Below are 11,335 nucleotides of genomic sequence, written 5' to 3'. Positions count from 1 at the left end.
GTTTCAGTCAATGGCTATTACCTCTCGGACCCTGGAGGCCGAATTTTTCGATCTCGCCGGCAGTGTTCGTCACCAGATTCAAGCTTTTATCCTGTTCAGGAATGACGACGACAATTACCACAAGCTGAAAAAGGCTTTCCGCGGTCTAAGGGGATAACTGGGTAGAACCCTTTCAAAGCATTGAAAATCCAGCGAATGTACTTGAAAAATCAGCTGTATCTTCTGGCCTAGTATCACCGGCATTAGGCAATGGTTAGAGTGCTTTCGTTGCGGCGTTTAAAGACACGCAAAATTCTTGGCTTTGGTGAATGTTTAAAAATATAAGCTACGCTTATGTGGCTTCTTCATGCCGTGATATTTGCTTTGCGACGTGATATTTATTTTTAGGCGTCTCTCGCCATGGAAACAGGGATGTGCTTATGAAGTCTAGGCAGGGGTTCACTCTTATCGAGCTGATGATCGTGGTTGCTATAATCGCCATATTGGCGGCCATCGCCATTCCCGCTTACGAGAACTACGCCAGGCGTGCGAAAATGTCTGAGGTTGTGTTGGCGGCCAGTGTCTGTCGAGATTCGATAACCGAAGCGGTGCAGTCTCCGGCGGGAATCAGTCTTCCGGCCGCGGGCAACTGGGGATGCGAGTCCTCAGTCGCTACGACGAAATACGTCGCTGCAATCGAAACCACTGCCGAGGGGACGGTCCTGGTCACTGTGCAAAATATTCCCGGGATTTCCGGCAGGTTGTCTATGGCGCCCGTGAAGTCCGATGGCCAGCCTCTTGCCAGTTCCGATGTTGGCGTTTCTATTCATAGCTGGCGCTGCGGTAGTGAGGGCGATGGCACCACTATAGCCCGCAATTTCCTGCCCAACTCTTGTCGTGGTTAATTATTTTCATGCGCCGATACTCATTGATATCTCGTTGCGGGTGGTTGGTTTCTGACAATTATTCTACTTGGTGCTGGTCGGTGGCTTTCAAGTGCGATTAGTTGGCTCGGAATTGAATTACACTGAGACTAATCTTGTCGAATGGAATACTAATCACGAGGAGTAGCAATTGATGGCCATTCCCTCCCGTACCCTGGAAACCGAGTTTCCCGATCTAGCCGACAGTATCCGCCACCTGATTCAGGACAGTATCCAGTTCAAGAATGACCGCGACAATTACCACAAGCTGGACAAGGTTATCCGTGGCCTTGAGGAGCGGGGTGTTGCCACCGATGATGATCATTTCAATGAACTGAAATTCCAGCGTGCGCGATTGAAAGATCAGTTGTATATGCAGGCCAAGCATCATAAGCACTGATTGGCATTAGTTGACGGAGTCTGGCGCGGCTTGCCGGGCGACTTGTCAGTCTATAACCTGCTAGGCCATTTTCTACCGCAACTGGCCAGCTGACTCTATGGAACACATTTTCTCGGACCCCATGGCACTGCTGGTGATGGTGGGTCTCGCTTCGATCGCCTGTCAGTACCTGGCGTATATGCTCAAGCTGCCGGCGATCCTTCCTCTATTGCTGACCGGTCTCGTACTTGGGCCGGTTGCCGGCGTGCTCGACCCGGATGTGTTGTTCGGGGATCTGCTTTTCCCGCTGGTGTCGCTGGCGGTGGCGATCATCCTTTTTGAAGGGGCGCTGACACTCAAGCTTTCCGATATCGCCGGGCATGGCACCATGGTGCGCAACTTGTGTTCCGTGGGTGTGTTGGTGACCTGGCTGATTGCCACGCCGGTGGCCCATTATGCGCTCGGTATGCCATTCTATTTGGCCGCGTTGTTCGGTGCCATTGTCACCGTTACCGGGCCTACGGTGATTGTGCCGATGCTGCGGTCGGTGCGCCCCAATGCGCGTATCTCCAATATCCTCCGCTGGGAGGGGATCGTTATCGACCCCGTCGGTGCGCTGTTGGCGGTGCTGGTGTACGAGTACATTGTTGCCTCCCACGGCGCGTTTGAGCATACGCTGGTCACCTTCCTGAAGGTGGTGGCGATCGGTTTTGGGGTTGGCTCGCTGATGGGGTATTTCCTGGGCTCGCTGCTCAGGAAGAACTGGGTACCTCACTACCTGCGCAATACGGCCGTGCTGACCCTGATGCTCGGCGCCTTCGCCGTTTCCAACCTGATGACACACGAATCGGGCCTCCTCACGGTAACCGTGATGGGGATCTGGATGGCCAACATGAAAAACCTGGATGTCGACGACATCCTGGAGTTCAAGGAAACCCTCAGTGTGCTGCTGATTTCAGCACTGTTTATCCTGCTGGCTGCACGGGTGGAGTTTTCCGCGCTTGCGCAATTGGGTTGGGGCGCGCTGTTGGTGCTGGCGGCGATCATGTTTGTTGCCCGGCCTGTGGGTGTTTTCCTGTCGTCGCCCGGTTCCGGTTTGAGCTGGCGCGAGCTGGGGATGCTCAGCTGGATTGCACCCCGGGGCATCGTGGCTGCGGCGGTATCAGCGCTGTTTGCGCTGAAGCTCGATGCGCTCGGTTTGGCTAAATCCGAACTGCTGGTGCCGATGGTGTTTCTGGTGATTATCGCCACAGTGGTCCTGCAAAGCCTGACTTCCAAAGGGGTCGCAAAGCTGCTGGGTGTTCGCGCTCCGTTTCCCAGTGGCTTCCTTATTTTTGGTGGTGGTGCGTTCGCGCGGATGCTGGCAAAAGACCTGCTGGATAAGGGCGTTTCGGTCAGGATCGCTGATACGAACTGGGACGCCATTCGCCAGGCGCGCATGGAAAATATCCCCACCTACTACGGTAACCCGATCTCCGAACACGCTAGCCTGACCATGGATCTCGCCACCGTGGGCAAGGTTCTGGTGCTGTCTCCCTACAAGCAGCTCAACCCACTGGTGACCTACCATTTTGAGCATGTACTGGGCAATGGCTCGGTACTGGGGCTCAGCCAGGGTGCACAGGAGGGGCGGGCCAGCCACCGGGTATCGGAGGAATACGCGAAAAAGCTCGAGCTTTTTTCGGAAAATGCGACCTACGGCCGCCTCGCCAGCCTGGTGGCGAAAGGGGCAGGTATCAGGACCACGGGCCTAACGGAATCCTTCACCATCGAGGACTACCGGCAAACCTATGGCAGCCGCGCCACGCGACTTTATGCGGTGGACCCACAGGGGAAGATCCATATCTGTACCACCTCACAGGAATTTGAACTCAAGGCGGACTGGCAGATTGTCAGCCTGATCGCGCCGGAGGAAGCGCCAGAGTCGGTGGAAGGCCGCGAGCCACAGGGGCTCGGTGAGGCTTCGGCGGGGTGACACTTGTTGCACTACGGTTGGGGAGTGTGGGGCGTGTTTGAGTGCGTTTAAGTTAATGAAAACTGCGGACACTCTGAATTTCTCCCCATTCCAGGCAGCGTAACCTCTGCCCCACAAGATGGATTACCGAATACTGTTGTTCCCCGGGGCTGGTGCTGATCTGCAGCAGCCCCTCGATCAGCAGGATATTTCCGCCCTTTATTTCCGCCCGGTAGCGTTTCTGCACCTGTTCCCACAGCACCACATTCACCACGCCGGTTTCATCCTCCAGGGTTAAAAACATCACGCCGGCGGCGCTGCCCGGCCGCTGCCGGCAGGTGGTGAGGCCGAGGATTTTTACCGGCTGGCCATCCCGGCAGTTGGCCAGGTCGCAGGCTCTCAACAGATTGCGGTACCGCTGCTGTTTGCGCAGCAGGGCGATGGGGTGTTCGTTGAGGGTCAGCCCGGTGCTCTGGTAGTCGTTGTAGGTGTTGTCCTCCAGGCTGCCTTCTGCGGGATGGCTGTGGCTTGCCAGCCGGTCCAGCTGTTGGCTGAGAGTGTCCCAAGTGGTGTGCTGGCGGCTTTGTGATAGGCCCTGAAAACTGTTGGCGCTGGCGAGGGCGCTGCGCTGTTCTGCGGAAATGGGCACGCGCTGGTGGAAGTCCGGCATGTGGATAAAAGGAGACTGCTGGCGGGCGCCGACGATGCTGTCTACGGTGGCTTCCTGTAGCGAGGGGATCAGGCGCATGCCGAGGCGCAGATTGGGTGTGCCTCTTTCGTCATACCGGCGCATGCCGGTATCCAGAGGGTGGTCTGGGGTTTGGAGACTGGATCCCGGCGTTCGCCGGGATGACGAGGACGAGAACTCCAGGTTGTGGTGCCAGTGGCTGTAGCGCACGTCGATGGGCAGCACTTTGACGTGATGGCGCTGGGCGTCGTACACCAGCTGCGCGGGCGCGTAGAAACCCATGGGCTGGCTGTTCAGCAGCCCGCAGTAGAAGGCGGCCGGGTGGTGCTGTTTGATCCACGCGGAGAAGTAGGCGAGCAGGGCGAAGCTGGCGGAGTGGGATTCCGGGAAGCCGTAGGCACCGAAGCCTTTCATCTGTTCGAACAGCTGTTCCGCCAGGCTGCGCTCGTAGCCGTTGGCGAGCATGCCGTTGACCAGCTTCTCGCGGAACACCAGCAGGTTGCCGTTCTTGCCCCAGCTGGCCATGGCGCGGCGCAGTTCATCCGCTTCGCCGCCACTGAAACCCGCGGCCACCATCGATAGCTTGATGACCTGCTCCTGGAAAATTGGCACCCCGAGGGTGCGCTCCAGCACCGGCTTCAGATTTTGGTGCGGGTAGCGCACCGGTTCCTGTTTCTGTTTGCGTCGCAGGTAGGGGTGCACCATGCCGCCCTGAATGGGGCCGGGGCGCACGATGGCGATTTCGATGGTGAGTTCGTAAAAGGTGCGCGGCTGCAGGCGCGGCAACATACTCATCTGCGCGCGGGACTCGATCTGGAATACGCCGACGGTGTCGGCGCGGCACATCATTTCGTAGGTGTCCTTGCAGTCCGGGGGTATGTCCTGCAGGCGCATTTTCCTGCCGTACAGGGCCATATAGGTGAGTGACTTGCGCAGGGCTGTGAGCATGCCCAGGGCGAGGATATCCACCTTCATCAATTTCAGGTCTTCGATATCTTCCTTGTCCCACTGGATGATGGTGCGGTCTTCCATGGCGGCATTTTCCAGCGGCACCAGTTCGCTGAGTGGCTGCTGGGTGATGACGAAGCCGCCCACGTGCTGGGACAGGTGCCGCGGAAATCCGTAAATCTGTTGCAGCAGGATCGGCAGCATCTTGCCCGCGGTGCCGCTGGGGTCGATGCCGGCTTTCTGTATCTGCGCGGGGAAGTCTTCCAGTGTGTCCCACCAGGTGCGCTCCGCCTGCAGCCGCTCGATGGTGGCAGCGTTCAGCCCCAGCGCTTTGCCGATATCCCGCAGCGCGCTTTTGAAGCGGTAGGTGATTTTGGTGGCGGCGAGGCCGGCGCGCTCGCGGCCGTATTTCCGGTAAATGTACTGGATGATTTCCTCGCGCCGCTCGTGTTCGAAATCCACGTCGATATCCGGCGGTTCGTTGCGCTCGCGGGAAATAAAGCGCTCGAACAGCAGGCCGATCTTGTGCGGGTCGATTTCGGTAATGAACAGGCAGTAGCACACCACTGAGTTGGCAGCGGAACCGCGCCCCTGGTAGAGAATGTGCTGGCTGCGGGCGTACAGGACGATGTCGTGAATGGTGAGGAAGTAGTGCTCGTATTCCAGCTCCGCAATCAGTGCCAGCTCGGTGACTATCTGCTCCTGGATATGTGGTGCGGGCCCGTTGGGCCAGCGAATCTGGATGCCTTGTTCCACCAGTTCTCGCAGGTATGCACTGGCATTTTTGCCGGCCGGCAGTACCTCCGCGGGGTATTGATAGCGCAGCTCGGAGAGGCAGAAACTGCAGCGCTCGGCAATGGCGAGGGTGTTTTCGATGGCATCCCGCGGGTACAGGCTGGCGATCTCACCGATTGAACGGAGATAGCGTTCGGCGTTCTGTTCCAGGCGATAACCCAGTTCTTCCAGCGTGCAGTTGTGGTAACTGGCATTGAGCACATCCTGCAGCGGCTTGCGACTGCGGCTGTGCATCAGCGCTGCATTGGTGGCGACCAGTGGCAGATTCTGGGCGCGGGCGAATTCGATCAGCTGCTGCTGCCGCAGGTTCTGTGCCGGTTGCAGACGGTTGTTGAGGGCGATGTAGAGCCGCTGGCGGAAATGCTCTTTTAGCGCCTGCGGAATTTCCAGGGGTGTGGCGGCAGGCAGCCACAGGCAGAACGTGTGCTGGCTGTGGTTGAGAATATCTTCGAGGCTTGCGTGATACAGGCCTTTCTCTGTGCGCAGGCGCGCGGTGGAAATCAAGCGGCAGATTTCACTGTAGGCCGCTTTGCTCGGGGCCAATAAGACCAGCTGTTGGGTGCTGTCCGCGAGACGGAAGAAGCTACCGCAGATGAGCTTGAGCTGGCTGCCTTCCGCCTTCAATTTTTCCAGCTCGGAGTAGGCGCGCACCACGCCGGCCATGGAGCACTCATCGGTAATGGCGAGCGCGCGGTAGCCGAGTCGGTGGGCGGTACTGATCAGCTCCTGCGGGTGGGAAGCGCCCTGGAGAAAGGAGAAATTACTTTGGCAAAAGAGTTCGGCGTACAGCATTACCGTTGAATATCTGAATCGTCATACCGGCGAATGCCGGTATCCAGTAAAGGGCACAGTGGTTACTTTGGGTTCCGTTGCTGGATCCCGGGTCGAGCCCGGGATGACGGAAATGAGAAATGTAATTAAATAAGGTCGTGGTAGAGGTCTTTCCAATCGGGGTTTTGATTCTCTATCAGGTTTAACTTCCAGCTTCGGCGCCAATTCTTAATGGCCTTCTCTCTCCGAATGGCGTGCTCCATAGAACTGTGCAGCTCAAACCAGACTAGAGTCTTGATCCCATATTTCAGGGTAAATCCCTCTACAAAGCCTTCTTTGTGTTGCCAGATACGCTGTATCAAATTCGATGTAACACCCGTATAGAGCGTGCCATTGCGCTGGCTAGCAAGGAGGTAGACACAGGGTTGCTTGGCTTGGTTATGAATAAACCCCATGCAGAAACCAGTCCTCCGACGTCAGATCCTGAAACACCCAGTAGAGGCTGCCCTGGGAGCCGCGGGCGATGTAGTAGTCGCGGGCGTGGCGGTGGTGTTGCCACCAGTAGCCGTCGACGCGCTCGGGGCCCTGCAGTAACTGCAGCTCGCCGTCGTAAAACAGCTTGTGCTCGCGCTGCTGGATTCTGTCCGGCCGCGGCAACAGCCAGCTGGGGCGGGGGGCGTTGATCGGGTGTAGCTGGTGCCCGCGTGGTTTGCTTTGCAGTGTGAGACTGTCGGCGCTGGACCAGGCCTGTTCCGGCAGGTAGCTCTCCTTGAGGGTGATTCCGGAGAGTGCCTGGTGGCCGAGTCGGGCCTTGAGCTTGTCGATCAGTTGATAACTCTCGTGCTGGCCGCTGCCCTCTTCGAAAAAATCTTCGCGCAGTGCTTTTGTTTCCAGCGGGCGCAGCTGTTTGCATTTGAGTGCCAGCGCCTGTACCGGCTCTTTCAGTTCCACCCGCTCCAGCTGCAATTTTGTCAGTGCAATCAGCCGCTGGGGATCAAACAGCGGGCGCGACAGCTCCACTTTGACTTCCTCGGTTCCGCGACTGCCGTAGTCCAGCACCCAGTACAGCGCCGGGCTGTACAGCTGGCGCCGCTGCAGCTGGCGGCACAGCTCCCGCACCAGGCGACCGGCGGGGAACAGCAGTTGTTCGCTGTTATCCAGTGGACTCGGGAAAAAAAGTTCGCTGTGAAATTCCGGTGGCGGCTGGTAGCTGGGTACCGGGTCCGGGCGCGAGCCGTTGAGGCGGGCGAGGTAGTCGATGAAGTCGCGCCCGAAGCGGCTGCCCACTTCCGACAGCGGAATGGCGAGCAGCTGGCTGACTCGTTTAATCCCGCAGGCATAGAGTTTGGCGATGGCCTTGTTGTTGCAGTCGAGCAGTTTGCTGGGGGCGAAACTGATCCACTGTTTCCACTGCTGGGGGCTGGGCGGGACTTTGGTCTGCTCCAGCCACTGGCGGTGCTCCGGTAGCTGGCAGAGCAGGTGCGCGGCGCTGGGGCTGTGGCCCAGGCCCATCTGGTGGCTGATACGCATCTTGTGCAGCTCCTTGCCGAGCTGTTGCAGCAAGGGGGCGAGACCGCCCTGGGCCTTGAGGCTGCCGCCGAGTTCGAGAAACAGGCAGGCGGGGCCCTCGCTCAGGGCCTTGTTCTCGGGGCTGCTGGCGCGGGGGGAGACCACCGGAGTAAAGCCGTAGGCCCAGTGGGCCAGCTGTTGCAGCAGCTGCGCTTCCCGCTCGCTATCGCGCTCCAGTAGCTGCAGGCCCGGGCAGTAAGCGCAGGCCGTGGCGATACTGATGCCGGGCTCGATGTTGTGACTATTGGCGGCGGAATTGGCTTCGATGATCAGGTTGCTCTGGGATACCGCCAGGGGCGCCGTATCACCGGCGCGGTGGGCGCGGGTGAGGGCTTCCAGTGAGAGCTTGGGCAGTTGGATACAGAGCCAGAGCATGGTGGATTCCTTCCTGATTCAGTGCAGTGGCTGATCCCGGCGGGTCAGATCCGGGTTGCGGGCCAGGTGCAGGCGCTGGCCAGACTTGCCGTTCAGTTGCTTCAGCAGCTGCAGAGCCAGTTGCTCGCCGTCACTGTGCAACTGCAGGCGCAGGGCAGCGGGGGAGGGGGTGTTGGCACTGGAACCCGGGCGGAAATGGAAGTGCAGGCAGTCGCCCTCGCGGGCGGCCAGTTGCAGGCGCCGCAAGTCCTTGTCTGCCAGCACGTCCTTGCCCTGCCAGCTGACCAGGGCGCCGCAGGCGCCGGACTGCAGGGCCTGCTCTGCTGCCCACAGCTGATCCCGCTGACCGCGGGGGTGGAGCAGCAGCAGTTTCTCCAGCTGTACCCCGGCCTGTGCCAGTGCCGGCGCGTAGGGAATATGCGGTGGGTTGATCAGGATCACCATGCGGTTCTGCCGGGTCATCTCCGCGAGGGCCGGGAGGATCAGGGTGATTTCGCCGATGCCGGCCTTGTCGACCAGCAGCTCGGTACTGGCGCCGCGGGGCCAGCCGTGGTTGGCGAGCAGCGCGTCGAGACCGCGATAGCCGGTACTGATACCGGTGCGAGGCTGTTGCTGGCGGCTGGCCAGTTGCCAGATATCCGGCCGGGTCAGCAGCTGTTGCAACGGCTGCACGGGTTGATTGGCGGCCTGTTCACTTAACTGCTTGTTTTGCATGAAGTTTTCGGCGTTGTTCACGATCTGCTCGCTCCGCATGGGCTGTTCAAACGGGTTTGACTGGTTACCTATACAGTATCTACTGGTAATTTATACAGTACTTATCCAGGGGCGGCAAGCGCGGGTCGGGTGATATGGGAAGGCAAGTGATAGGGGCGGTCGCAATGGCTGCCACTTTTTTGCACAGGGCAAAACGGCTATGATTCCGCCTCTTTTTTATGACCAGACTTTTGTGTAAACCGAGGGGGCAGGGGTGAGTATCAAATCCGACAAGTGGATTCGCCGCATGGCTGAAAATGAGGGCATGATCGAGCCCTTCGAGCCGGGTCAGGTACGCCACGGGGCGTCCGGTGACCGATTGATCTCCTACGGCACCTCCAGCTACGGCTACGATGTGCGCTGCGCCAACGAGTTCAAGATTTTCACCAACGTGCACTCCGCCACCGTTGACCCCAAGGCGTTCGACCAGGACAGCTTTGTGGATGTGGAAGGCGACTACTGCATTATTCCGCCGAACTCCTTCGCGCTCGCCCGCACCGTGGAGTACTTCCGTATCCCGCGTTCGGTGCTGACCATCTGCCTGGGCAAGTCCACCTACGCGCGCTGCGGCATCATCGTGAACGTGACCCCGCTGGAACCGGAGTGGGAAGGGCATGTGACCCTGGAATTTTCCAACACCACCAACCTGCCGGCGAAGATCTACGCCAATGAAGGTGTGGCTCAGATGCTGTTTTTCGAGTCCGATGAGATCTGTGAAGTGTCTTACAAGGATCGCGGCGGCAAGTACCAGGGCCAGCGCGGCGTGACCCTGCCGCGGACCTGATGCAAAAAAACCTATGACAGACTTCCCCTCCCAGGCCGATGTGCTCATCATCGGCGCCGGCGCCGCCGGCCTGATGTGTGCTTCGGTGGCGGGGAAGCGCGGCCGCAGTGTGCTGGTGCTGGACCACGCCAACAAGGTCGGCAAAAAAATCCTGATGTCCGGCGGCGGCCGCTGCAATTTCACCAATCTGTACACGGCGCCGGACAACTTCTACAGCGAAAATCCCCACTTCTGTAAATCCGCCCTGGCCCGCTATACCCAGTGGGACTTCATCGCCCTGGTGGAAAAGCACGGGATCCCCTACCACGAGAAGACCCTCGGCCAGCTGTTCTGCGACAACAAGTCCCGGGATATCGTCGATCTGCTGCTGGCGGAGTGCCGCGAGGCGAAAGCCCAGATCCGAACCCGCTGTGAGATCCAGCGTATCGAGCCTGTTGCTGATGAGAGTAAGGCGAAGGGATTTGAAGTGCACACGTCGTTGGGAAAGGTAGTGTGCGAATCCCTGGTGATCGCCACCGGCGGCTTGTCGATCCCCACCATGGGTGCGACCGGTTTTGGCTACGACGTTGCGCGACAGTTCGGCCACAGTATCGTGCCGACCCGCGCCGCGCTGGTGCCCTTTACCCTGAACCAGCGCGCGCTGGAGCGGCAGCAGGAATTGCCGGGAACCTCACTGGCGGTCACCGCCAGTTGCGGTGAAGGCAGTTTCCACGAGCAGATGCTGTTTACCCACAAGGGGCTCTCCGGCCCTTCGGTACTACAGATTTCCAGCCACTGGAAAAAGGGCATGCCGGTGGAGTTCGATCTGGTTCCTGGACTGGATTTGCCCGAGTGGCTTATGGAGCAGCGCGGTAAAAAGCAGGAGAGTTTCCTGCACACGCTGTTGACCGAGTTCTGGAGCAAAAAACTGGTGCAGTTTTTCCTGCACAGAAACGGCCTGCAGAGCAAACCGCTGAAGCAGTACGGTGACAGCGAACTGCGTGAAGTGGGCAAAAAACTGCAGACCTGGAGCCTGATTCCCGAGGGCACCGAAGGCTACCGCACCGCGGAAGTGACACTCGGCGGGGTGAATACCGATGAGGTTTCATCGCGCAGTATGGAAAGTATGAAGCAGCCGGGACTGTATTTTGTCGGCGAGGTGCTCGACGTGACCGGCTGGCTCGGCGGTTTCAATTTTCAGTGGGCCTGGGCTTCCGCCCATGCGGCCGGCGGCGAGGTGTGAGGAAAAAACATGGGTGACATACTGCCTTTCAAACGCAAGACGGCCTGGGAAAAACACAAGGGCAGCAGCCTTTGTCGCGACGGTTTCCATAAATGGAAAGTAGTGACCGAGCGCAAGTTTGATGTGAAGCAGGGAAGGCTGGTAACGGAGTATTGTTGTCAGCGGTGTGGAAAAACCAAGACAGAACTGTTGTAA

At 58.9% G+C, this 11,335-nt stretch carries 11 protein-coding genes; 7 read left to right on the top strand and 4 right to left on the bottom strand.

The genetic code is table 11. From position 1 onward, the window contains the following. The first annotated feature begins 10 nt into the window (after positions 1–10). From R5R33_RS04480 to R5R33_RS04465, 4 genes are all read left to right on the top strand, one after another. Positions 11–157, top strand: coding sequence for a hypothetical protein (locus tag R5R33_RS04480; protein ID WP_318954847.1), 147 nt, complete (start codon positions 11–13; stop codon positions 155–157). Between the two features lie 262 nt (positions 158–419). After that, positions 420–884, top strand: coding sequence for a pilin (locus tag R5R33_RS04475; RefSeq protein WP_318954846.1), 465 nt, complete (start codon positions 420–422; stop codon positions 882–884). Between the two features lie 172 nt (positions 885–1,056). Continuing rightward, positions 1,057–1,302 (top strand): YdcH family protein, encoded by a 246-nt coding sequence (locus R5R33_RS04470; RefSeq protein ID WP_318954845.1) that lies wholly within the window; start codon positions 1,057–1,059, stop codon positions 1,300–1,302. A 97-nt stretch (positions 1,303–1,399) separates the two neighbouring features. Then, on the top strand, positions 1,400–3,256 hold the full coding sequence (locus R5R33_RS04465) for a cation:proton antiporter (RefSeq protein WP_318954844.1): 1,857 nt from the start codon (positions 1,400–1,402) through the stop codon (positions 3,254–3,256). Between the two features lie 52 nt (positions 3,257–3,308). Here R5R33_RS04465 and R5R33_RS04460 read toward each other — a convergent pair whose 3' ends face one another. The 4 genes from R5R33_RS04460 to imuA all read right to left on the bottom strand — a co-directional run bounded on the left by R5R33_RS04460 (position 3,309) and on the right by imuA (position 9,116). Then, on the bottom strand, positions 3,309–6,458 hold the full coding sequence (locus R5R33_RS04460) for an error-prone DNA polymerase (protein WP_318954843.1): 3,150 nt from the start codon (positions 6,456–6,458) through the stop codon (positions 3,309–3,311). Positions 6,459–6,583: 125 nt separating this feature from the next. Beyond that, entirely contained in the window at positions 6,584–6,892 is a 309-nt protein-coding gene (locus R5R33_RS04455; RefSeq protein ID WP_318954842.1) for a GIY-YIG nuclease family protein, read from the bottom strand. After that, on the bottom strand, positions 6,876–8,381 hold the full coding sequence (locus R5R33_RS04450) for a Y-family DNA polymerase (protein WP_318954841.1): 1,506 nt from the start codon (positions 8,379–8,381) through the stop codon (positions 6,876–6,878). Before R5R33_RS04450 ends, R5R33_RS04455 begins: the two co-directional genes overlap by 17 nt. A gap of 18 nt (positions 8,382–8,399) precedes the next feature. Beyond that, positions 8,400–9,116 (bottom strand): translesion DNA synthesis-associated protein ImuA, encoded by a 717-nt coding sequence (gene imuA, locus R5R33_RS04445; protein ID WP_318954840.1) that lies wholly within the window; start codon positions 9,114–9,116, stop codon positions 8,400–8,402. 232 nt (positions 9,117–9,348) lie between these two features. Here imuA and dcd point away from each other — a divergent pair, with 232 nt between their 5' ends. The 3 genes from dcd to R5R33_RS04430 are packed head-to-tail and all read left to right on the top strand — an operon-like array spanning position 9,349 to position 11,335. Further along, positions 9,349–9,918: a dCTP deaminase gene (gene dcd / locus R5R33_RS04440; protein WP_318954839.1), complete on the top strand. Its 570-nt coding sequence runs from the start codon at positions 9,349–9,351 to the stop codon at positions 9,916–9,918. Positions 9,919–9,931: 13 nt separating this feature from the next. Beyond that, positions 9,932–11,140, top strand: coding sequence for a BaiN/RdsA family NAD(P)/FAD-dependent oxidoreductase (locus tag R5R33_RS04435; RefSeq protein ID WP_318954838.1), 1,209 nt, complete (start codon positions 9,932–9,934; stop codon positions 11,138–11,140). A 9-nt stretch (positions 11,141–11,149) separates the two neighbouring features. After that, complete coding sequence (locus R5R33_RS04430) at positions 11,150–11,335, top strand: hypothetical protein (RefSeq protein ID WP_318954837.1); 186 nt, start codon at positions 11,150–11,152, stop codon at positions 11,333–11,335.

This window comes from Microbulbifer pacificus (assembly GCF_033723955.1).
In the GTDB taxonomy this organism is placed as follows: domain Bacteria; phylum Pseudomonadota; class Gammaproteobacteria; order Pseudomonadales; family Cellvibrionaceae; genus Microbulbifer; species Microbulbifer pacificus.
This window is presented reverse-complemented; position numbering and strand designations above follow the sequence as displayed.

Bases quoted from the DNA above. Each gene is read 5' to 3' on its own strand.
- R5R33_RS04480 (WP_318954847.1), top strand. From the start codon at position 11: ATGGCTATTACCTCTCGGACCCTGGAGGCCGAATTTTTCGATCTCGCC.
- R5R33_RS04475 (WP_318954846.1), top strand. From the start codon at position 420: ATGAAGTCTAGGCAGGGGTTCACTCTTATCGAGCTGATGATCGTGGTT.
- R5R33_RS04470 (WP_318954845.1), top strand. From the start codon at position 1,057: ATGGCCATTCCCTCCCGTACCCTGGAAACCGAGTTTCCCGATCTAGCC.
- R5R33_RS04465 (WP_318954844.1), top strand. From the start codon at position 1,400: ATGGAACACATTTTCTCGGACCCCATGGCACTGCTGGTGATGGTGGGT.
- R5R33_RS04460 (WP_318954843.1), bottom strand. From the start codon at position 6,458: ATGCTGTACGCCGAACTCTTTTGCCAAAGTAATTTCTCCTTTCTCCAG.
- R5R33_RS04455 (WP_318954842.1), bottom strand. From the start codon at position 6,892: ATGGGGTTTATTCATAACCAAGCCAAGCAACCCTGTGTCTACCTCCTT.
- R5R33_RS04450 (WP_318954841.1), bottom strand. From the start codon at position 8,381: ATGCTCTGGCTCTGTATCCAACTGCCCAAGCTCTCACTGGAAGCCCTC.
- R5R33_RS04435 (WP_318954838.1), top strand. From the start codon at position 9,932: ATGACAGACTTCCCCTCCCAGGCCGATGTGCTCATCATCGGCGCCGGC.
- R5R33_RS04430 (WP_318954837.1), top strand. From the start codon at position 11,150: ATGGGTGACATACTGCCTTTCAAACGCAAGACGGCCTGGGAAAAACAC.